Below are 21,642 nucleotides of genomic sequence, written 5' to 3'. Positions count from 1 at the left end.
CAAGGCGGTCAGGCATCCTAGTCCGGACAATGCCGTCATGTCTTCCCAGAGCCTTTCCCTGACCGGCATGAGCTGCGCGAGCTGCGTGGCCCGCGTGGAGCGCGCCCTGCGGGCCGTGCCCGGCGTGACCGATGCCCGCGTCAATCTCGCGAGCGAAACGGCGCAGGTGGATGGCGAGGTGCCGCTGGCCCCGCTGGCCGCCGCCGTCGAGCATGCCGGGTACGGGTTGCGGCGCCAGACGCTGGTGCTGAAGATCGCCGGCATGACTTGCGCGAGTTGCGTCGGCCGCGCCGAGAAGGCGTTGCTGAAGCAGCCGGGCGTGCTGTCGGCCGAGGTCAACCTGGCCACCGAAACGGCACGCGTCGTGCTGCTGGACGGCGCCGAGGCCGCACCGCTGCTGGCGGCGCTGGCCAGGGCCGGCTACCCGGCGACGCTGGATTCGCCCCGCGCCGCCGAGGCGCCGACACCCTGGCAGCAGAGCGGCTGGGCGGTGCTGGCCGGCGTGCTGCTGTGCCTGCCGCTGGCAGCGCCCATGCTGCTGGGCCACGGCGCGATGCTGGGTGGTGTCTGGCAGCTCGCGCTGGCGGCGCCGGTGCAGTTCGTGCTCGGCGCGCGCTTCTACGCGGCGGGCTGGCGGGCGCTGCGTGACGGCGCCGGCAACATGGACCTGCTGGTGGCGCTGGGCACCAGCGCGGCCTTCGGCCTGTCGCTGTTCGAGTGGCTGAACGGCCGCGAGCATGCGCTGTATTTCGAGTCGTCGGCCGTCGTCATCACGCTGGTGCTGCTGGGCAAGTGGCTGGAGGCGCGCGCCAAGCGCGGCACGGGCGCGGCGATCCGGGCGCTGGCAAAGCTGCAGCCCGAGACGGCGCGGGTGCTGCGCGCAGGCGCGGAGCAGGAACTGCCGATCTCGTCGCTGCGCGTGGGCGACCTGGTGCGTGTGCGCCCCGGTGAGAGGCTGCCGGTGGACGGCGTCGTCACCGAAGGCCGCAGCGCGGTGGACGAATCCCTCATCACCGGCGAGAGCCTGCCCGTGCCCAAGGGCGAGGGCGAGGTGGTGACCGGCGGCGCCGTCAACGGCGACGGGCTGCTGACGCTGCGCTGCACGGCCCTGGGCGCGGAGTCGCGGCTGGCGCGCATCGCGCGGCTGGTGGAGCAGGCGCAGGGCGCCAAGCCGCCCATCCAGCGCCTGGTGGACCGCGTGGCGGCGGTGTTCGTGCCGGTGGTCGTGGGCATCGCCTTGGTCACGCTGCTGGGCTGGGGTGTCGCGCGTGGTGACTGGGTTGCTGCGCTGATGCATGCGGTGGCCGTGCTCGTCATCGCCTGCCCCTGCGCGCTGGGCCTGGCGACGCCGGCTGCGCTGATGGCGGGCATGGGCGCGGCGGCGCGGCGAGGCATCCTCATCAAGGACGCCGAGGCGCTGGAGCTGGCGCGCGGCCTGCAGGTGGTGGCCTTCGACAAGACCGGCACGCTGACCGAAGGCCGGCCGCGGCTGGTGGCCCACACCGCGCCGCTGGCCTTGGCTGCGGCGTTGCAGGCCGGCAGCGAGCACCCGCTCGCCCGCGCGGTGCGCGACGCGTCGCCTGGCGTGGCCCCGGCCCGGGATCTGTCGGCGCAGCCAGGCCGCGGCGTGCGCGGCGAAGTCGACGGGCAACTGTTGGCGCTGGGCAGTGCGCACTGGCTGGCCGAGCTGGGGCTGACGCTGCCTGCCGATGCCGCGGCCGACGCGCAGAAGGCGCAGGGCCACAGCCTGTCCTGGCTGGCCCGCGTCGGCGATCGGCCCGCGGTGCTGGGCTGGCTGGCCTTCGGCGACGAACTCAAGCCGACGGCCGCGGCGGCGATCGAGCGCCTGCAGGCGCTGGGCCTGCGCACGGTGCTGATCAGCGGCGACCACCGCGCCGCGGCCGAGTCGGTCGCGCGCCGCCTGGGCATCGACGAGGTCCACGCCGAGGTGCTGCCCGAGGACAAGGCGCGCATCGTCGCCGCGCTGCGCAGCCAGGGGCGCGTCGGCATGGTGGGCGACGGCCTCAACGACGCCCCGGCGCTGGCCGCGGCGGACGTGGGGCTGGCGATGTCCACCGGCACCGAGGTGGCGATGGCCGCGGCGGGCGTGACGCTGATGCGCGGCGACCCGACGCTGGTGGCCGACGCCATCGAGCTGTCGCGCCGCACGGTGGCCAAGATCCGGCAGAACCTGTTCTGGGCGTTTGCCTACAACGTGGTGGGCATTCCGCTCGCCGCGTTCGGGATGCTGAGCCCCGTGCTGGCGGGTGCGGCCATGGCGCTGTCCAGCGTCAGCGTGGTTGGCAATGCGCTGCTGCTGGCGCGCTGGCATCATGACCCCGTCGTCCCCGCCAAGACATCGCCATGAAGATCATTGCCCTGAGCGGCGCGCTGCGCCGAGGTTCCTACAACACGGCGCTGCTGCGCGCGGCCATCGCCCTGGCACCCGCGGGCGTCACGATCGAGCTGCGCACGTTGCACGGCATCCCGCTGTACGACGGCGACGTGGAGGCGCAAGGCATGCCGGAGGCCGTGACGACGCTGCGCGAGGCCATCCGCGCCGCCGATGCGCTGCTGATCGGCACGCCCGAGTACAACAACTCCATCCCCGGCGTGCTGAAGAACGGGCTGGACTGGCTGTCGCGCCCCAGCGGCGAGGGCGCCAGGCTCTTCGGCGGCAAGCCCACCGGCCTCATCGGCGCCACGCCCGGCGGCTTCGGCACCGTGCAGTCGCAGGATGCGCTGCTGTCCGTGCTGCGCACCTTCGGCAGCGACTTCTGGATGGCCGGCCGGCTCATGGTGTCTCACGCCGGCCAGGTGTTCGACGCCGACGGGCAGCTCATCGACGAGAAGGTGCGCGACCAGTTGCGAGTCTTCGTGAACGGCTTTGCCGACTTCGTGAAGAAGAGGGCGGCATGAGCGTGCACATCGAGCGCATCGCCAGCCACCTGGGCGACGTCGGCGGCCTGCCCATCCAGCGCTCGCTGCCCAACAAGGGCCGCCGCGTCATCGGCGCCTGGTGTTTTGCCGACCACGCAGGACCGGCGACGCTGCCGGCCGACAAACGCATGAACGTCGGGCCGCATCCGCACACGGGGCTGTCCACCTTCAGCTGGATGATCGAGGGCGAGATCCTGCACCGCGACAGCCTGGGCTCCGAGCAGGTGCTGCGGCCGGGCCAGGTCAACCTGATGACGGCGGGCCGCGGCATCAGCCACAGCGAGGAGTCGTTGACCGACCGCATCCACCTGGCGCAGCTGTGGATCGCACTGCCGGACGCCGAGCGCGAACGCGCGCCGAGCTTCCAGCATTTCTCCGAACTGCCGCGATTCAGTCAGGGCGGCTTCGACGCGACGCTGCTGGTGGGCAACCTGGCCGGCCAGCGTTCGCCGGTGCCCAGCTTCACGCCGCTGCTGGGCGTGGACCTGGTGGCCGACGGCCCGGCGGATGGGGTGCTGGCCTTGCAGCCGGGCTTCGAGCACGGCGTGATGCCGCTGGAAGGCGAGATCGAAGTCGCGCCAGCGGGGCATGACACGGTCGAGACGATCGTGCCGGGCACCATGCTCTACCTCGGCGCGGGCTGCGAAGCCGTCGAGCTGCGCTGCTCGTCGGCGTCGCGGCTGCTGCTGCTCGGCGGCGAGCCCTGGGCGCAGCCGCCGCTGCTGTGGTGGAACTTCGTCGGCCGCGAGCCTGCGGAGATGCAGGCCTGGGCGCTGGACTGGGCCCGCGAGGACGGCGGGCGTTTCGGCACCGTGCAGGGCTATGCGGGCCCGCGCCTGCCGGTGCCGCCCGTGCCTGCATTGCGCAAGCCGGGCTGAGACCTCAGCTGCGGCGGCGGCGCAGCATCAGCGCCATGCCGGCCAGGCCGACGCCCAGCATCAGCGCGTGGGCGGGCTCGGGCACGGCGATGACTTCGCGCGTGAAGACCGTCGCGCCGACCGCGGCGCACTCCGCGATGCTGTAGTACTCGCAGGTCGAGGCGGGAAACACGACGGTGGAGATCGGGTCGCCGTTGGCGTCCAGGCCGTTCACGTCCAACCAGACCACCGAGCGGTAGAACTCGTAGGTGCCGGCAGGTGCCGTCCCGCCGACGGGCGTGAAGGTGCCGAACAGGTAGGTGTAGGACTGCCCGGCGCCAAGCTGGAAGGTGTCGCCGAAGAACTCGCCACTCGCGAAGTCGAAACGGTAGGCGCCCGGATCGCAGCCGATCGTGAACGAGCCGCTGCAGGACACGCCGACGGTGAGGCGGAACGGCGTGTAGCTGGCAAACGGCACCTCGTTGTACATCTGCGTGACGGGGTCCTGGATCCAGACGGACGTGGGGATGTCCGCCGCGTTCATCCCGCCCAGGGGCAGGCTGCTGTCGAAGCTGAAGGTGCTGCTGTCCGTGTTGGTCAGCGTGACGTAGATGTCGATGGAATCCGTGGCCAGCACGGTGCCGGTCGGCTGTGTGAATGCCAGCTTCAGCGACGAGAAGGGCACCTGAGCCCAGGAGGAAGCACTGAACGCCAGGGCAGACAGCGCCAGGGCGGCGCTGCGGATGAGGGTCGAGGTCTTCATGAGGAAGCTCCAGCGTCGAAGAAGTGCCGCATTGTGTGAACCGGCAGAGGCTGGGGCAAGGTTCGCGCGTCACGGGGTTATGGGTCGTCGGCCCCCGCGTGTGCATGACCGGTTTTCCGGAATCGATCTGCTCGCCCTGGCTGGGGCAACGTTCGGCGGCGCCTGGCCATTCCCGCCGTCAGCCGGGGCTGCCGGCCCGAGCGCTGTTCACCAGCGCCGCGATGCGCGGCGTCATGTTCGTCGCCACCAGCTCCACCTGCGGGTTGGCCCGAGAGAACACGCGGAACAGCTCGTCGGTGAAGCCGTGGCCCACGTCCGTGACGCCGTCGAAATCGATTTCGGCGCGCTTGAAGGTCGTCAGCCGGGCGCCGACGCGGCGGGCCTGGGCGCGGGAGTCCAGCGCCTGGCCTTCGCCGGCCAGCAGCCGCAAGGGCACGCGGGTCTGGTCGAACTCGATGCCGTCGCCCTGCGTGCTCCAGGCCTGCATGACGCCGTCCAGCGTGCGGGTCGTGTTCAGCGCGATGGCCATGTAGATGGAGCTGCCCTGGCGCGGCAGCGCGCGGCCGCGGCGCCAGCCCGTGCTCTCCCAGGCGCGCTTCTGGTAGGCGGTGTTGTTGGCGTGGATGTCGAACACGTCGGCCAGCTGGCTGCTGAAGAACAGGCCGCGGCCCGTGTGCGCGTCGGGTGCGCTGGTCAGGCGCCCCTTGCTGAGCTCCAGCATCGCGTGCTGCGGGTCTTCGAGCTGGAAGGCGGTGCAGATCTTGTCGAACACGCCGATGCCGTCGTCGCTGACCAGCAGCTGCGCATGCGTGGGCGTCTGGCGCAGCGACACGGTGACGCTGGTGCCGCCGGAATGGTCGGCCGCGTTGTTGACCAGCTCGGTGAAGCCGTGGCGGACCATGCGCTGCACATGCCCGGGCAGCGCGAAGTGGGGCGCGAAGTCGCGCTGCCAGGGCAGGTCCTCCTGCAGCCCGAAGAGCGTGTAGCTGCGCGCCACCTGGCGCAGCGCGCCCGGTGCGTAGACGGGCCGGCGCGCCGTGCCGGTGCGCGCCAGCCAGCCGGCATCGACCAGGCGCTTGAGAGCGGCCAGCGCCGCGCGGCGGCTGGCGCCGGTGCGTTCCTCGACATGGGCGGCCAGGTCGTGCGAATGCTCGCTGGCGGCGGCGGTGATCCAGTTGGTGAGATGGTCGAAGATCAGCCGGGTCATGGCCGCGGATTGTGGGTGCTCCCGGGAACGCAGGGGCTGGGGTCGCCACCGACTTCCATAGAATCTGCGCCAGTTACGGCGCGGTTACCGGCTCGGTTTGGCATCGCGGCCTAGAAAAGATCTTCAACTCCACCGGGGACACCCCATGCCTCTCGTTTCCATGCGCCAGCTGCTGGACCACGCCGCCGACAACGGCTACGGCATCCCAGCGTTCAACGTCAACAACCTGGAGCAGGTGCAGGCCGTCATGGCCGCGGCCGACGAGGTCGGGGCGCCGGTCATCCTGCAGGCCAGCGCGGGCGCCCGCAAGTACGCTGGCGAGCCCTTCATCAAGCACTTGATCCAGGCCGCCGCCGAGATGTACCCGCACATCCCGCTGGTCATGCACCAGGACCACGGCACCAGCCCCAAGGTCTGTCAGGGCGCCATAGCCCTCGGCTTCGGCTCGGTCATGATGGACGGCTCGCTGATGGAAGACGGCAAGACCCCGGCCTCCTTCGACTACAACATGGAAGTGACCCGCAAGGTCGTCGAGATGGCGCACCAGGTCGGCGTCACCGTCGAAGGCGAACTGGGCTGCCTGGGCAACCTGGAAACCGGTGAGGCCGGCGAGGAAGACGGCATCGGTGCCGAAGGCAAGCTCGATCACTCACAGATGCTGACGGACCCCGAGGAAGCCGCCGTGTTCGTCAAGGCCACGCAGCTCGACGCGCTGGCCATCGCCATCGGCACCAGCCATGGCGCCTACAAGTTCAGCCGCAAGCCCACGGGCGATATCCTGGCCATCGGCCGCGTGAAGGAGATCCACGCGCGCATCCCCAACACCCACCTGGTCATGCACGGTTCGTCCAGCGTGCCGCAGGAACTGCTGGCCATCATCAACCAGTACGGCGGCAAGATGAAGGAGACCTTCGGCGTGCCGGTCGAGGAGATCCAGGAGGCCATCAAGCACGGCGTGCGCAAGATCAACATCGACACCGACATCCGCCTGGCGATGACGGGCGCCGTCCGCAAGTTCCTGGCCGAGAACCCCGACAAGTTCGACGCGCGCGAATGGCTCAAGCCGGCCCGCGAAGCCGCCAAGGTCATCGCCAAGGAGCGCTACCTGCAGTTCGGCTGCGAAGGCCAGGCCGGCAAGATCAAGGGCCGAACGCTGGTCGACATCGCCGCTGCCTACGCGCGCGGCGAACTCGCCCAGAAGGTGCAGTGACGGCGCACTGCTTCACCTACGGCTCGCTGATGTGGGCCGACATCATGGCCCGCGTCTGCGGGCGCGCGCTGGTGTCTGAGCCCGCACGGCTGCACGGCCACCGCCGCCACCCGGTGCGGGGCGAGGACTACCCCGGCCTGCGGCCGGCCGCGGGCGGCATCGTGGACGGGCGGCTGTACCGCGGTATCGACGCGGCGCTGTGGGCCCGGCTCGATGCCTTCGAGGGCACGGACTATGAACGCGTGCCGGTGCCGGTGCAGTTGGCCGATGGGCGCACCGAGACGGCCTGCGTCTACTGCTTTCGCGTCGAACAGGCTGGGCGCCTGTTGCCCGGCGACTGGGATCCGCAGGCCTTCGAGCGCGAAGGGCGCGCACGCTTCCTGGTGCAGTACGCCGGCTTTGGCGCGCCGTCGGTGCGCTAGCGAACGCCGTTGTCATTGACGCGTTAGCAGAGCGCACAATGCCCCGACAGGGCCGCCCCAAGCGAAGGGCGCCCAAGGAGGACAAGCATGGACGCGCTCACCGGCCTGGTCGCCCGCTCGGGGTTCCTGCCTCACGGCTACTGCTTCCAGTGGTCGCCCGGTCTGCTGTGGACCATGGTCGGTGCCGATCTCGCGATCGCGCTGGCCTACTTCTCCCTGCCCCTGCTCATCCTGGCCTACGCACGCCAGCGCCCGCAGCTGAACTTCGGTGGCCTGGCAGCGTTGTTCGGCGCCTTCATCCTGGCCTGCGGCGTCACGCATGTGATGGATGTCTGGACCATCTGGCGGCCGGACTACGCGGTGCAGGCCGCCGGCAAGGTCGCCACCGCCATCGCCTCGGTGCTGACCGCCTGGATGGCCTGGCGGCTGCTGCCGCGCTTCGTGGCCATCCCTTCGGCGCAGGAGCTGAGCGAGGCGCTCACCCGGCTGCGCGCCGAGTCGGGCCGCCGCCACGATGCCGAAGACGACCTGCTCGAAGCCGAGCAGAGCCTGGCCACCACGCTGGCCAGCATCGATGCCGGCTTCATCACGACCGACGGCGAGGGCCGCGTAACGCGCATCAACGCGGTGGCCGAGCAGTTGACGGGCTGGACGGCTGCCGACGCGCTGGGGCGCGGCGTGTGGCAGGTGTTCGACCGTGTCGATCGCCCGGACGAACTGCTCGGGCGCAACCCCGTGGACGTGGTGGCCGAGCGCGAGCGCGCGGGCCTGCGCCGCCAGCAGGTGGTCTGCGTCGCGCGAGACGGCCGGCGCACGCCGGTCGAGCTGCACGCCGGCCTGACCCGCCATGCCGATGGCCGCGTGCGCGGGGTCAGCATCGTCTTCCGCGACATCGGCGCGCTGACCGAGGCCGAGGCCGAGGTCAGGCGGCTGGCGGCGGTCGTCGAATGCACGGCGGACGCCATCATCGTCAAGACCCCCGAGGGCCGCATCACCAACTGGAACGCCGCGGCCGAGCGCATGTTCGGCTACAGCGCCGCCGAGGCTGTCGGCCAGCCGGTGATGATGCTGGTGCCGCCCGAGCGAGAGGCCGAGGAGTTGCGCATCCTCGACGCGTTGGCCCATGGCCAGCAGGTGCCGCCCTTCCGCACCGTGCGGGTCACCAAGGACGGCCGGCGCGTCGAAATCTCGGCCCAGGTGTCGCCGCTGCGGGACGCGAGCGGCCAGGTCATCGGCGGCGTCAAGGCCGCGCGGGACCTGAGCCACCAGTGCCAGATCGAGACCGCGCTGCGCCAGAGCGAGGCGCGGCTGCGCTTCGCGCTCGAATCCGCTTCCCTGGGCGACTGGGAGCTGGCGCTGGACAGCGGCCGGCTGCACCGTTCCCGCCGCTTCGACCAGTGCTTCGGCCTGGCCGCCGCGACGCCGCTGGACTGGGGCCGCGAGCAGTTGCTCGACGCGGTGCATGCCGAGGACCGCGACGCCGTGCGCCAGGCGCTGGACGCGCTGGCCGACGGCAAGGTCGCCTGGCACGCCGAGTTCCGCGTCGTCTGGCCCGACGCCAGCCTGCACTGGCTGCGCATGGATGCCCGCGTGGCGCGCGACGACCACGGGCCGGCGTGCGTGGTCGGCATCGTCGCCGAGGTCACCGCCATGCGCACCGCCGAGCAGGCCCGCCAGCAGGCCATCTGGCTGGAGGCCGAGAACCGCCGTGCCCAGGAGTCCAGCCGGCTCAAGAGCCAGTTCCTGGCCAACATGTCGCACGAGCTGCGCACGCCGCTGAACGCCGTCATCGGCTTCGCCGACCTGCTGGCCATGGGCGCCATCGCGCCGCAGTCGCCACGCTACGCGGCGGCGCTGCAGCACATCGGCGGCAGCGGGCGACACCTGCTGCAGATGATCAACGACGTGCTAGACCTGTCCAAGATCGAGGCCGGCAAGCTGACGTTCCGCCCCGAGACGCTGAACCTGCCCGCGCTGGTGGACGAGCTGCTGGCCACCGTCGCGGTGCTGGCCGAGCAGCGTGGCCTGAGGCTGGTGTCCAGCATCGCGCCCGAACTGCGCGAGGTGCACCTGGACGCCGCACGGCTCAAGCAGGTGCTGCTGAACTACCTGTCCAACGCGATCAAGTTCACGGAGCCCGGCGGCCGCGTCGAGGTGCGCGCGCTGGGCGAAGGCCCGCGCCGCTGGCGGCTGGAGGTGCAGGACAGCGGCATCGGCATCCAGCCGGCCAACCTGTCCCGCCTGTTCGTCGAATTCCAGCAACTCGACGACGGCCTGGCCAAGCGTCACCAGGGCACGGGCCTGGGGCTGTCGCTGACACGGCGCCTCGTCGAGGCGCAGGGAGGGCGCGTGGGCGTCTACAGCCGGCCGGGCGAAGGCAGCTGTTTCTACGCCGTGCTGCCGCGCCACGCGGCGTTGCTGGATGCCGAGGGCGACGCCGCGGCCGAGGACGACGACCCCCGCCTGTTGGTGGCGCTGCGCGACCATCCCTGGCGCGACGGCCTGGCCCGCGAGCTGACCCATGCCGGCATCGACACCGACACGGCCGCCAGCGCCGCCGAGCTGGTGCAGCTGGCCCGCGTGCGCCACTACAGCGGCCTGGCGCTGGACCTGGCCTGGCCCGATGCCTGCGGGCTGGCCATGCTGGGCGACCTGCGCGCAGCCGGCGCCTCGCGCGACACGCCGGTCAAGGCGCTGGGTTTCGGGGCCGATGCCTCGGCCGAGGTGACCTTCCTGGTGTCCGACGTGCTGGCCAAGCCGCTGGACCTGGCCGAGCTGGACCGCGTGTTGGCGCCACTGCGGCCCGGGGGCGCACGCGGCAGCGGCCGCTTCACGGTGCTGGTGGTCGACGACGAGGCCGCGGCGCGCGACCTGATGTGCGCGGCGCTGTCCCAGGTGGGGGTGGACGCGGTGGCGGTGGACGGCGGCGTGGCGGCGCTGGCGTGGCTGGCCGGCCACGCCGCTTCGGCGCTGGTGCTGGACCTGATGATGCCCGGCATGGACGGCTTCCAGGTGCTGCACCGCCTGCGCAGCGACCCGGCGCTGGCAGCCCTGCCGGTGGTGGTCTGGACCGCGATGAGCCTGAGCCCTGAAGACGTGGCGCAGCTGGCGGCCTCGGCCCAGGTCATCGCGGGCAAGGGTGAGGCCGGCTCGCTGGCGCAGGTGCGCGACGCGCTGCTGCGCTGGGCCCGCGCCGGTGCCGTCGCGCAGGAGGTGTGACATGGCGGCCCCCTGCATCCTCGTCGTCGACGACCACGAGCTGAACCTGCTGCTCGTCGAATGCGTGCTGGAGGCCGCCGGCATGCAGGTGCTGCGTGCGCCGGATGCCGAGACGGCGCGCGCCGTGCTGGCGGCGCAGCGGCCCGACCTCATCCTGCTGGACATCCAGCTGCCGGGTGTCGACGGCCTGAGTCTGGCGCGCGAGTTCAAGGCCGACGCGCGGCTGGCGAGCCTGCCCGTCATCGCCTTCACGGCCCATGCCATGCACGGTGACGAGACCCGCTTCTGCGCGGCCGGCTTCGACGGCTACCTGGCCAAGCCCATCGAAGTGACCCGCTTCGCCCAGCAGGTGCGCGCCTTCCTGCCCTCTTAAAATCCGCGCCTTCGCCGCCCCTCGCGCCCGCCGCTGCCCGCCATGTCTCAAGCCCTGCTCCAGTCCTCCATCACGTCGCTGCCCCTGCTGGGCCGCGGCAAGGTGCGCGAGAACTACGCCGTCGGCGACGACCGCATCCTGATGATCGCCAGCGACCGCCTGTCGGCCTTCGACGTCATCATGGGCGAGCCCATCCCCGGCAAGGGCGCGCTGCTCACCCGCATGGCGCTGTTCTGGTTCGACCGCCTGCAGGGCCTCGTGCCCAACCACCTCACCGGGGACGACCCGCTCTCCGTCGTGACGCCCGAGGAGCGCGAGCAGGTGGCGGGCCGCTCCATGCTGGTCAAGCGCCTGAAGCCGCTGCCGGTGGAGGCCGTGGTGCGCGGGTACCTGGCCGGCAGCGGCTGGGCCGAATACCAGGCCAGCGGCAGCGTCTGCGGCGTGCCGCTGCCCGCCGGCCTGCGCAATGCCGACAAGCTGCCGGCGCCCATCTTCACGCCCGCCACCAAGGCCGAGATGGGCGACCACGACGAGAACATCTCGTTCGAGACGATGGCCGGGATCATCGGCGTGGACCTCGCCACCCGCGTGCGCGACATCTCCATCCAGCTCTACCAGCGCGCTGCCGACTTCGCGCTGACCAAGGGCATCATCATTGCCGACACCAAGTTCGAGTTCGGCCTGGACGAGAACGGCACGCTGACGCTGATGGACGAGGTGCTGACGCCCGACTCCTCGCGCTACTGGCCGGTCGAGAGCTATGCGCCGGGCTGCAACCCGCCCAGCTACGACAAGCAGTTCGTGCGCGACTGGCTGGAGGCGGTGCGCATCGACGGCCAACCCTGGGGCAAGACCGGCCCGGCCCCGGCGCTGCCGGCCGAGGTCATCGACCGCACGCTGCAGAAGTACGAGGAAGCCCTGCAGCGGCTCACCGCATGACGGTGAAACTGCGCAGCCGGCTGGCCCAGCGGCTGGACGGCGAGATCGCCGCTGTCGCCGCCATGCCGGCGCGCTGCGCGGTGCTGCAGGCCCAGCGCGCCATCCTGTGGCTGCGCCATGGCCGCGCGGTCGAGGCCCGCGAGGAGTTGGACCGGCTGCAGGCCCGCGCGCTGGTGCATCCGCGCGTCGAGCTGGCGGCCTGGCTGCACCTGGCTGAGGGCCTCACCGCGTACTTCAGCGCCTTCGGTGGCGGCGCCCGGGAGCGCGTCGGCCGCGCCCGGGTGATGGCAAACGCCGCCGGGCTGTCCGGCCTGACGGCACTGTGCGACGCCTGGCTCGCGCTGATGGCCTTCGTCGACCGCGACATCGAGCGCCTCGTCACCCACGCCACGGCTGCGCTGGCTGGCGCGGCGGACAACGGCGCTGGCGCCGCGCATGCGGCGTCTAACGCCGCTGGGGTTGCACATGCGGCGTCGAACGCCGCCGCGTGCCGCGTCGCCTCGGCGTTGGGCATGGCCTGGGACCTGGCCCGGGACGAGGCTGCCGCGTCCGCCTGGTACGCCTTCGGCCGCCGTGCCGCCAGCGCGGATGGCGACGATGCCGGCCTCGCGGCGCTGCTCTACAACCAGATGCAGATGCGCGCGCTGCGCATCCGCCATGCGGCGCTGGCCGGCGAGCCCGGCGAGGCGCCTGCGGTGCTGCTGGGCGTGGACTCCATCGGCCATTTCGATGACGCGGTCGGTGGCTCGCCCCGGGCCGACCTGACGCCGCTGTTGCGCGCCCAGCTGCTGACCGTGCAGGGCGACCACGCCGCCGCCGCGGCGCTGCTGGAGGCGCATCTGCCCGAGGCCGTGGCAGCCGGCCTGGCGCGCACTGGCGGCAGCCTGCTGGCCGACCTGGCCTGGTGCTGGGCCAACACCGGCGAGCTGGTGCGCGCCCGCGCGCTGGCCGACCAGGCGGCCGTCGAAGTGCTGGCCGAGGACCCGGCCCATTGCGACCTCGACGAGCGCGCCGCGCTGCACGCCCGGCTGGCGCAGGTCTACGCCCGCCTGAATGAGGGGGGGCTGTCCGCGCAGCATGCCGATGCCGCCCAGGCGGCCTGGGCCGACGACGCCTCGCAGCGGCAGCGCTGGGCCGCGCGCCTGCGCGCTGCCGGGCTGGCACATCCACCGCGCTGACAGGCTTTATCCGGGCTGCCAGCCGGGCCGGCCTGGGGTACTCTCGTTTGGCCATGAGTGCCGACGCTCGCTCCGACGACTTCATCCCCGCCTTGCCCCCCGGCACCCGCTTCGGCGAGCTGGAGATCCTGGGCACGCTGGGCGTCGGCGGCTTCGGCATCGTCTACCTCGCACGCGACCACTCGCTGGAGCGCGAGATCGCGATCAAGGAGTACATGCCCAGCCAGTTCGCATCGCGCGACGGGCAGTCGTTCGTCTGCGTGCGCTCGGTGTCCATGAAGGAGACCTTCGAGCTGGGCCGGCGCAGCTTCGTCAATGAAGCCCGCCTGCTGGCCCGCTTCGACCACCCGTCGCTGCTCAAGGTCTACCGCTTCTGGGAAGCCAACGGCACCGCCTACATGGCCATGCCGCGCCTCGTCGGCCAGAACCTGCGCGAGGCCCGCCGCACGCGGGCCACGCCGCCGCCCGAGGCCTGGGCGCGGCGCATCTTCGACTCGGTGCTGGGCGGCCTGGAAGTGCTGCACGCCCAGCAGGTCTGGCACCGCGACGTGGCGCCCGACAACATCTTCATGCCCGCCGACGGCAGCGCGCCCATCCTGCTGGATTTCGGCGCCGCGCGGCAGACCATCGGTGACCGCACCCAGGTCTTCACGGCCATCCTCAAGCCCAGCTTCGCGCCCATCGAGCAGTACGCCGAGGCGGACACGCTGCGCCAGGGGCCGTGGACCGACTTCTACGCGCTGGCCGCGGCCATGCACGAGCTGCTGACCGGTCGCCCGCCGCCGCCGGCCACGACGCGGGCGATGACGGACGATTTCGCGCCCCTCGCCGTCGAAGGCTATTCGCCGCAATTCCTTGCCGGCCTGGACTGGGCCTTGCGCATGCCGCCGCACCAGCGCCCGCAGACGGCGGCCGCCTGGCGCGAGGTGATGGATGGCCGGGTGCCCGTGCCGGAACCGCTGCCTGCGCCGCCGCGTACCGGCGTGACGCAGCCGCCGCCACGCACGGCGGCGCTGGACCTCGACATCGCCGACAGCGACCCGGCCGAGGCGCCACCGCAATCGTCGCTCGCGCCCACCATCGTCGTCCCGCGCTCCGGCGTCTTCGGGCCGGCCACGGCGCCTGGGGATGCGGACGCGACCATCGTGTCGCCGCGTTCCGCCGCCGCGCCCCTACTGCCTGACCTGCCCCCTGCACTGCAGCCCGCGCCTGCGCCTGCATCGGCAGCACCCGCGGCGGCGGGCAAGCGGCGCTGGGGGCTGCTCGCGGCGGGGGGTGCCGCGCTGCTGTTGCTGGGGCTGTTCATCGTCCAACTGCGCGGCAGGCCCGCGGCGCCCGAAGCGGCCCCGGCTGAACTCGCCGCCTCCGTGCCTGCGCCGGCTGTCACGGTGGCCGAAGCGTCCTCCGCCCCGACCCCTGTCGCCGCAATGCCCGACACCGTGGCACCGGCGCCGGTGAAGACCGCACCCGTCGCCAGCGCTGCCAGCCTCCCTTTGCGGACCGGGCCCGCAGCCTCGCAGCCGGCACCCGCCGTCGCCCGCCGCGACGGCGCATTGAAGCCTGTCGCGGGCGACAAGCCCGCGGAGGTCCGCGCCATGCCGCGCACGTCACCCGTGGCGACGCCGGAGCCGACCGGGTCGATGTCGGCAGGCGGCAATGCGGCCAGTCGGTCGTCCGCGGGCGCTGCCGCAGCCCCCGCGCCTGCGGGCGAGCCGCGCACCGCCGCCGAAGCCTGCGGCGGCCGCGTGTTCCTGGCGCGTGCCTGGTGCATCGACCGGCAGTGCGAGAAGCCGGCGTTCCAGAACGACGCCGAGTGCATGAAGCTGCGCGAGATCCGCAGCAACAACCGCACGTCGCCCTGAGCCAGCGTCAGAACAGCGCCATCGACAGCTTGCGCCGGTACTGGTCGAGCAGCGGGTCGCTGTGCAGGACGGCGGCCTTGCCGGCGATCTCGACGGTGCCGGTGCGGGCTTCCGCGGCCGGCTTGGGCGTCGGCTTGGTCAGCAGCTCGAGGATGGCGACATAGGTCTTGCGCGCGGCCTCGCCGTTCCAGGCCTTGTCGCGCATGATGATTTCCAGCAGCTCGTCCATGGCTTCGGTGAAGCGCTGCTGCGCGAGATGGTGCTGGGCCAGCGCGAAACGGGCGTCGAAGTCGCGCTTGTTGGCGGCGATCGCGCCCTGCAGTGCGGCCGGGTCGGCGCCAGCGGCCGCATCGAAAGCGCTCAGCCAGGTGGCCAGCGCAGCCAGGCGGGGCGACGGGGTCAGCGTGTCGGCGGCCTTGGCGGCCACCGGCGCGAAGGCGGCGCGGGCGTCAGCCACCAGATCCAGCTCCAGCAGCGCCTTCACGTAGTCGAAGCGCGCGGCGTCATTGGCCGGGTCGGTCTGCACCGCGTGGGCCAGCTTGGTCAGTGCGGCCTCCAGGTCGCCTTCGGCCATCAGGTCCTGCGCCGCGGCCACGTCGGCCTCGGCTTCGAGTTCCTCTCCGGCCGGCACGTGCTTGTCCAGGAACTCGCGGATCTGCGCCTCCGGGATGGCGCCGACGAAGCCGTCCACCGGCTGGCCACCCACGAACATCACGCAGAACGGGATGGAGCGCACGCCGAACATCTGGCTGAGCTGCGTGGCGATCTCGGGCACGTCGTCGCTGTTGAGCTTGGCGAGCGTGAAGCGGCCGGCGTAGGCGGTCTCCAGCTTCTCCAGCATGGGGCCGAGCGTGCGGCAGGGGCCGCACCATGGCGCCCAGATGTCCAGCAGCACGGGCTGGTTCTGGGAGGCAACGATGAGTTCGGCTTCGAAGTTCTGGAGGGTGATGTCGATCATGGCGGGAGCGTGGAGTGCGTGGGTGGGGCCACCGGGAAGCAGGTGAAGGCTCGCGACCTACAATTCAAGGCTTTTCTGAGCCCCGGAGCGCGACCTTGTCCACCCCAGCCCCCCAGAACCCGGATGCCGTCATCGGCATCGTCATGGGCTCCAGCAGCGACTGGGAGACGATGAAGCAGGCGGCCGCGATTCTGACCGAGTTCGGTGTCGCCTTCGACGCCAGGGTCGTGTCGGCCCACCGCATGCCGGACGACATGTTCGCGTATGCCGAGGGCGCTGCCGGCCGCGGGCTGAAGGCCATCATCGCCGGCGCCGGCGGCGCGGCCCACCTGCCGGGCATGCTGGCCGCCAAGACGACGGTGCCCGTGCTGGGCGTGCCGGTCGCCAGCCGGCACCTGATGGGGGTCGATTCCCTGCACTCCATCGTGCAGATGCCCAAGGGCATCCCGGTCGCGACGTTCGCCATCGGCAGCGCCGGCGCCGCCAATGCCGCGCTGTTCGCCGTCGCCATGCTGGCCACGGGTGACGCCGCGCTGCTGGGCAGGCTCGCAGCCTTCCGCGCAACGCAGACCGAGGCGGCCCGTGCCATGAGCGAGGAGCTGCGCTGATGCCCGTGCTGCTCCCCGGTGCCGAGACGATCGGCGAAGCGCGACAAGCGACGCTCGGCGTGCTGGGCGGCGGCCAGCTCGGCCGCATGTTCGTGCACGCGGCCCAGGCGATGGGCTACCGCTGCGTCGTGCTGGACCCGGACGCCATCAGCCCCGCGGGCGCGGTGGCGGACAAGCACGTCAAGGCCGACTACCTGGACTCCTTCGGGCTGGCGCAGCTGGCGCGCGACTGCGACGCGATCACGACCGAGTTCGAGAACGTGCCGGCGCTGGCGCTGCAGACGCTGGCCGGCATGCGCGTCGTGGCGCCCTCGGCCGCCGCCGTCGCCGTCTGCCAGGACCGTGCGGTCGAGAAGGCGCATTTCCAGGCCGCAGGCGTGCCCTGTGCGCCGCACGCCGTCATCACGAACGACATCGAACTCGCGGCCGTGGACCCCGCGCTGCTGCCCGGCATCCTGAAGACGTCCCGCATGGGCTACGACGGCAAGGGCCAGGTGCGCGTGGCCACTGCCGCCGACCTGGCCGACGCGTGGGACAACCTCCGGCGCGTGCCCTGCGTGCTGGAGCAGTTGCTGCCGCTCAAGGCCGAACTGAGCGTGCTCGTCGCGCGCGGCGCCGACGGGCAGATCGTCAACTTCCCGGTGCAGCAGAACCTGCACCGCGGCGGCATCCTTGCCGTCACCGAAGTGCCTGCGCCCGACGTGCCGGTCGAGGTGGACCGGCTGGCCGTCGCGGCGGCGCGCCAGGTGGCGCAGGCGCTGGATTACGTCGGCGTACTCTGCGTGGAGTTCTTCTGGGTTCACGAGCACGACGCGGCCGGCCGGCCGGTCGGGGACGGCCGCCTCGTCGTCAACGAGATGGCGCCGCGCCCGCACAACTCCGGCCACTGGACGATGGACGGCTGCGACGTGTCGCAGTTCGAGCTGCAGGTGCGGGCGTTGACCGGCCTGCCGCTGTCCGAGCCGCGCCAGCATTCGGCGTCCGTCATGCTGAACCTGCTGGGTGACCTGTGGTTCAGCGATGCAGGCGGGCCGACGACGCCGGCCTGGGACCGCGTGCTGGCGCTGCCCGGCACGCACCTGCACCTGTACGGCAAGGCCGCCGCCCGCCATGGCCGCAAGATGGGCCACCTGAACATCACGGCCGACACGCCCGAGGGCGCGCACGACGTGGCCCTGCAGGCGGCGGCCATCCTGGGCCTGCCCACCGATTTCTGATGCTGTTGCCCGGCACCGATCCCGACGCCGTCCAGGCCGCTGCCGAGCGCCTGGCCGCTGGCGAACTGCTGGGCCTGCCGACCGAGACCGTCTACGGCCTGGCCGCGCGGGCCGACAGCGACACCGCCGTCGCCAAGGTCTTCGCCGCCAAGGGCCGGCCCAGTGACCACCCGCTGATCGTCCACGTGCTGGACGCCGCCGCCGCCGCGCCGTTTGCCGACCCCCTGCCCGCCGCCGCGCGCCGGCTGATGGACGCCTTCTGGCCCGGCCCGCTGACCGTCATCGTGGCGCGCAAGCCGGGCATGGCCGAGGCCGCGGCGGGTGGGCAGGTCACGGTGGCGCTGCGCGCGCCCGCACACCCGGTCGCGCGCGCCGTGCTGGCGGCGGCGCGCACGCTGGGCGTGCAGGGCGTGGCGGCGCCCAGCGCCAACCGCTTCGGCCGTGTCAGCCCGACGCGGGCCCGCCATGTGGTGGAGGAATTCGGTGCCGAACTGATGGTCCTGGATGGCGGCTCCTGCGAGGTGGGCATCGAATCCAGCATCGTCGATTGCAGCCGCGAGCGTCCTGCGCTGCTGCGCCCCGGGCTCATCCCCCGCGCGCGCATCGAGGCCGCCCTGGGTGAGGCGCTGGCCGAGCCGGACGCCGCCGCGCCCAAGGCTTCGGGCACGCTGGCGGCACACTATGCACCCCATGCCCGCGTGCGCCTGCTGGACGCAGCCGCCCTGGCTTTACGTTTGGGCACAGTGGCCGCCGGCGGGGGCCTGGAAGGGCTGGCGGTATATTCACGCGCCCAACCGCCGGCCGGGCTGGTTTGCCAATGGCAAGCCCTGCCGGGCGACCCCGCGGCAGCGGCCCACGAATTGTTTGCGGTGCTGCGGGCTTTTGATGCGGCCGGCGCCCATGAGATCTGGGTCGAGGCGCCACCGCGCGACACGGCCTGGGATGGTGTGCGGGACCGGCTCAGCCGGGCCGCCGCCGCCTTCGCCGATTGAGTTTTCCTGTCCTGAGTTGATCGTCATGCAACGTGTTGTCTCCCAGAAATTCAAACGCGCCCTGGCCCTGGCCACGGTGGCGGCGGCCGCGCTGATCGCCGGCTGCGGCGGCGGAGGTACCGCGCAGATCGACCCGTTCGCGCCGACCCGCACCATCATCTTTGGCGACGAGAGCGGCGTCATCCTGCAGAGCGGCAAGAAGTACACGATCAATGGCAAGAACGCTGAGACGCTGCAGCCGGACTGCCGGATCAACCCGGTCTGGAGTCAGGTGTTGGCCGGCGGCTTCAACATGGTGTTCCAGCAGTGCAACTTGGACTACATCGCGCTGCCTCAGGGCATCATGTCCGCCGAGGCGGGCGCCAAGGTGGCCGACGTGCAGGCCAAGATTGACCTGTTCCTGTCTAACGACCGCTTCGGTCCCAAGGACCTGGTGGCGATCGGCGTCGGTGTCAATGACATCCTGGAGCTCTACCGCCAGTTCCCGGCGCAGAGCCGCGACGCACTGATCAACGAGGCCAAGGCCCGTGGCAAGCTGCTGGCCAGCCAGGCCAACCGCATCGCCAACGCCAACGGCCGCGTGCTGGTCTCGACGATCTTCGACGTGGGCCTGACGCCCTTCGGCCAGAACGAGCGCCTGCAGCAGACCGACATCGACCGCGCGCTGTTCCTGAACGACCTGAGCACGGCGTTCAACACCGAGATGCGGCTGAACCTGCTCAACGACGGCCGCCTGATCGGCCTGGTGCTGGTTGACGAGAACATCCAGCAGATCGTCCGGTTCCCGAGCGCCTTCAGCTACACCAACGTCACGCAGGCGGCCTGCCGCAGCGACGTCGCGATCCAGGACTGCACGACCGACACGCTGCAGACCGACGCGAACGTGACGCAGTGGCTGTGGGCCGGCGACACGACACTGAGCCCGAGCGCGCAGCAGCGCGTCGGCACGCTGGCGCTCTCGCGCGCACGCAACAACCCGTTTTAATTCAGCCCACCCCCGAGGCGTTTGACGCGCCTCACCCTCAAGGGGGCGCAGCCGGCGGCCTGGCGAAGCCAGTTCCACGGCTGCTGCTGGCGGGGTGGCCTGCCTGCGGCGACCTGAAGATTCAGGCGGTACTGGTCCTGAGCTCGCGGCGCAGGATCTTGCCGACGTTGGTCTTGGGCAGGTCGTCGCGGAACTCGATGAACTTGGGCCGCTTGTAGGCCGTCATCTGCGCGGCGCAGTAGCTGCTCAGGTCCTCCTCCGCCAGCGCCGGGTCGCTCTTGACGACGAACAGCTTGACCGCCTCGCCGGACTTGGCGTCCGGCACGCCGACGGCGGCGCACTCCAGCACGCCCGGATGCAGGTTCACGACCTGCTCGATCTCGGTCGGGTACACGTTGAAGCCGCTGACCAGGATCATGTCCTTCTTGCGGTCGACGATACGCACGTAGCCGCGCTCGTCCATGATGCCGATGTCGCCGCTCTTGAAGAAGCCGTCGGCATCCATGACGTTGGCGGTTTCGTCGGGCCGCTTCCAGTAGCCGGCCATGACCTGCGGGCCGCGGATGCAGATCTCGCCGCGCTCGCCGAGGGGGACGTCGCGGCCGTCGTCGTCACGGATGGCGATCTCGGTGGACGGCACCGGCAGGCCGATGCTGCCGTTGAAGACGCGCAGGTCCAGCGGGTTGATGGTCGCGGCAGGCGAGGTCTCGGACAGCCCGTACCCTTCCACCACCGGGCAGCCCGTGACCTTGAGCCATTTCTCGGCCGTGGCCTGCTGCACGGCCATGCCGCCGCCGTTGGAGATGACCAGCTCGGAGAAGTCCAGGCGCGAGAAGCCCGGCTCGTTGGCCAGTGCGTTGAACAGCGTGTTGACGGCCGGGAATATATGGATCTTGTGGCCGCGCAGCGTCTCGATGAAGCCGGGGATGTCGCGCGGGTTGGGCACCAGGATGTTCAGGTGGCCCATGCGCGCGCCGAGCATGAAGCAGGCCGTCAGCGCGAAGATGTGATACAGCGGCAGCGCGCAGACGTTGGTGAACTGCATGTCCTGCGGCAGCCGGGCCAGCATGGGCTGGAACCAGGCCTCGACCTGCAGGATGTTGGCGACGATGTTGCGGTGCAGCAGCGTTGCGCCCTTGGACACGCCGGTCGTGCCGCCGGTGTACTGCAGGAAGGCGACGTCGTCCGGGCCGAGCTCGGGCTTCTTCAGGTGCAGCCGGTCGCCGTGGCTCAGCGCCTCGTTGAAGCGCACGACGGTGCGGCCTTCTCCGGCGGGGAGGCGGAACTCCGGCACCATCTTCTTCACGTGCCGCACGGCGAAGTTGATCAGCGGCCCCTTCCACCAGCTCAGCAGGTCGCCCATGGAGGCCAGCACGACGTGGTGCACGTCGGTCTCGTCGATGACCTCGGCCAGCGTGTGCGCGAAGTTCTCCAGCACGACGATGGCGCGCGCCCCCGAGTCCTTGAGCTGGTGCGCCAGCTCGCGCGGCGTGTACAGCGGGTTCACGTTCACGACCACGAAGCCCGCGCGCAGGATGGCCGAGATGGCCACGCCGTACTGCAGCAGGTTGGGCATCATGAGGGCGACACGGTCGCCCTGCTTGAGCCCCTGCGCCTGCAGCCACGCGCCCAGCTGCACCGACAGCCGGTCCATCTCGGCGAAGGTCATGCGCTGGCCCATGCAGAGGGCGGCGTCGCGCTGCGCATGCTTGCGGAAGGCCTCGTCCAGCAGTTGCACCAGCGAGCCGTAGACGCGGGTGTCGATCTCGGCCGGCACGCCGCTCGGGTAGCTGGCCAGCCAGGGCTTGGCGCGGGAGGTCACTTCAGGGGCTGCTTCAGCAACGGCGGCGGTCATGGCGGGCCTCTTCGAATGGAGCCGTTGATGCTCGCGCGCGATGCGGATTCAGGCCAG

At 71.5% G+C, this 21,642-nt stretch carries 18 protein-coding genes; 14 read left to right on the top strand and 4 right to left on the bottom strand.

All coding sequences use genetic code 11. The features are described 5' to 3' along the window. Positions 1-37 precede the first annotated feature (37 nt). The 3 genes from ACO07H_RS22150 to ACO07H_RS22140 are packed head-to-tail and all read left to right on the top strand — an operon-like array spanning position 38 to position 3,818. Positions 38-2,368 carry a heavy metal translocating P-type ATPase gene (locus ACO07H_RS22150; RefSeq protein ID WP_422018216.1) on the top strand — a complete coding sequence of 777 codons (2,331 nt, stop codon included), beginning with the start codon at positions 38-40 and terminating at the stop codon, positions 2,366-2,368. Next, positions 2,365-2,919, top strand: a complete 555-nt coding sequence (locus ACO07H_RS22145) for an NADPH-dependent FMN reductase (protein WP_422018214.1) — start codon at positions 2,365-2,367, stop codon at positions 2,917-2,919. Before ACO07H_RS22150 ends, ACO07H_RS22145 begins: the two co-directional genes overlap by 4 nt. After that, the gene (locus ACO07H_RS22140) at positions 2,916-3,818 is read left to right on the top strand and encodes a pirin family protein (protein WP_422018212.1); all 903 of its coding nucleotides are present in this window, start codon (positions 2,916-2,918) and stop codon (positions 3,816-3,818) included. Before ACO07H_RS22145 ends, ACO07H_RS22140 begins: the two co-directional genes overlap by 4 nt. Positions 3,819-3,822: 4 nt before the next feature. Here the strand turns inward: ACO07H_RS22140 and ACO07H_RS22135 are convergent, their stop codons facing one another. Further along, positions 3,823-4,560, bottom strand: coding sequence for a PEP-CTERM sorting domain-containing protein (locus ACO07H_RS22135; protein ID WP_422018210.1), 738 nt, complete (start codon positions 4,558-4,560; stop codon positions 3,823-3,825). Positions 4,561-4,738: 178 nt separating this feature from the next. Then, positions 4,739-5,767 (bottom strand): STAS-like domain-containing protein, encoded by a 1,029-nt coding sequence (locus ACO07H_RS22130; RefSeq protein WP_422018208.1) that lies wholly within the window; start codon positions 5,765-5,767, stop codon positions 4,739-4,741. A 145-nt stretch (positions 5,768-5,912) separates the two neighbouring features. Here ACO07H_RS22130 and fba point away from each other — a divergent pair, with 145 nt between their 5' ends. The 7 genes from fba to ACO07H_RS22095 all read left to right on the top strand — a co-directional run bounded on the left by fba (position 5,913) and on the right by ACO07H_RS22095 (position 14,970). After that, positions 5,913-6,977: a class II fructose-bisphosphate aldolase gene (fba, locus tag ACO07H_RS22125; RefSeq protein ID WP_422018206.1), complete on the top strand. Its 1,065-nt coding sequence runs from the start codon at positions 5,913-5,915 to the stop codon at positions 6,975-6,977. Continuing rightward, a complete protein-coding gene (locus ACO07H_RS22120; protein WP_422018204.1) occupies positions 6,974-7,399 on the top strand; it encodes a gamma-glutamylcyclotransferase family protein in 426 nt (141 codons plus the stop codon). Before fba ends, ACO07H_RS22120 begins: the two co-directional genes overlap by 4 nt. A gap of 87 nt (positions 7,400-7,486) precedes the next feature. After that, positions 7,487-10,618 (top strand): PAS domain S-box protein, encoded by a 3,132-nt coding sequence (locus tag ACO07H_RS22115; RefSeq protein ID WP_422018202.1) that lies wholly within the window; start codon positions 7,487-7,489, stop codon positions 10,616-10,618. Position 10,619: 1 nt separating this feature from the next. Continuing rightward, positions 10,620-10,991 (top strand): response regulator, encoded by a 372-nt coding sequence (locus ACO07H_RS22110; protein WP_422018200.1) that lies wholly within the window; start codon positions 10,620-10,622, stop codon positions 10,989-10,991. Between the two features lie 42 nt (positions 10,992-11,033). Further along, positions 11,034-11,930: a phosphoribosylaminoimidazolesuccinocarboxamide synthase gene (locus tag ACO07H_RS22105; protein ID WP_422018198.1), complete on the top strand. Its 897-nt coding sequence runs from the start codon at positions 11,034-11,036 to the stop codon at positions 11,928-11,930. Beyond that, positions 11,927-13,108 (top strand): hypothetical protein, encoded by a 1,182-nt coding sequence (locus ACO07H_RS22100; protein ID WP_422018196.1) that lies wholly within the window; start codon positions 11,927-11,929, stop codon positions 13,106-13,108. Before ACO07H_RS22105 ends, ACO07H_RS22100 begins: the two co-directional genes overlap by 4 nt. A 53-nt stretch (positions 13,109-13,161) precedes the next feature. Next, complete coding sequence (locus ACO07H_RS22095; protein WP_422018194.1) at positions 13,162-14,970, top strand: serine/threonine protein kinase; 1,809 nt, start codon at positions 13,162-13,164, stop codon at positions 14,968-14,970. A 7-nt stretch (positions 14,971-14,977) separates the two neighbouring features. Here ACO07H_RS22095 and ACO07H_RS22090 read toward each other — a convergent pair whose 3' ends face one another. Then, positions 14,978-15,928: a tetratricopeptide repeat protein gene (locus ACO07H_RS22090; RefSeq protein WP_422018192.1), complete on the bottom strand. Its 951-nt coding sequence runs from the start codon at positions 15,926-15,928 to the stop codon at positions 14,978-14,980. 143 nt (positions 15,929-16,071) lie between these two features. Here ACO07H_RS22090 and purE point away from each other — a divergent pair, with 143 nt between their 5' ends. Genes purE through ACO07H_RS22070 form a run of 4 tightly spaced genes read left to right on the top strand, consistent with a single transcriptional unit; the run spans position 16,072 to position 19,730 of the window. Beyond that, positions 16,072-16,536, top strand: coding sequence for a 5-(carboxyamino)imidazole ribonucleotide mutase (gene purE, locus ACO07H_RS22085; protein ID WP_422018675.1), 465 nt, complete (start codon positions 16,072-16,074; stop codon positions 16,534-16,536). Then, complete coding sequence (locus tag ACO07H_RS22080) at positions 16,536-17,753, top strand: 5-(carboxyamino)imidazole ribonucleotide synthase (protein ID WP_422018190.1); 1,218 nt, start codon at positions 16,536-16,538, stop codon at positions 17,751-17,753. The genes purE and ACO07H_RS22080 overlap by 1 nt, the downstream gene beginning before the upstream one ends. Further along, entirely contained in the window at positions 17,753-18,745 is a 993-nt protein-coding gene (locus tag ACO07H_RS22075) for an L-threonylcarbamoyladenylate synthase (protein WP_422018188.1), read from the top strand. The genes ACO07H_RS22080 and ACO07H_RS22075 overlap by 1 nt, the downstream gene beginning before the upstream one ends. Before the next feature lie 25 nt (positions 18,746-18,770). After that, positions 18,771-19,730, top strand: a complete 960-nt coding sequence (locus tag ACO07H_RS22070) for an esterase (RefSeq protein ID WP_422018186.1) — start codon at positions 18,771-18,773, stop codon at positions 19,728-19,730. A 121-nt stretch (positions 19,731-19,851) separates the two neighbouring features. Here ACO07H_RS22070 and ACO07H_RS22065 read toward each other — a convergent pair whose 3' ends face one another. After that, the gene (locus ACO07H_RS22065; RefSeq protein ID WP_422018184.1) at positions 19,852-21,585 is read right to left on the bottom strand and encodes a long-chain-fatty-acid--CoA ligase; all 1,734 of its coding nucleotides are present in this window, start codon (positions 21,583-21,585) and stop codon (positions 19,852-19,854) included. Positions 21,586-21,642: the final 57 nt, after the last annotated feature.

This window comes from Roseateles sp., from assembly GCF_965229315.1.
Lineage (GTDB): Bacteria > Pseudomonadota > Gammaproteobacteria > Burkholderiales > Burkholderiaceae_C > Pelomonas.
The sequence above is the reverse complement of the archived record's forward strand: the minus strand, read 5'-3'. Positions and strand labels throughout refer to the sequence as shown.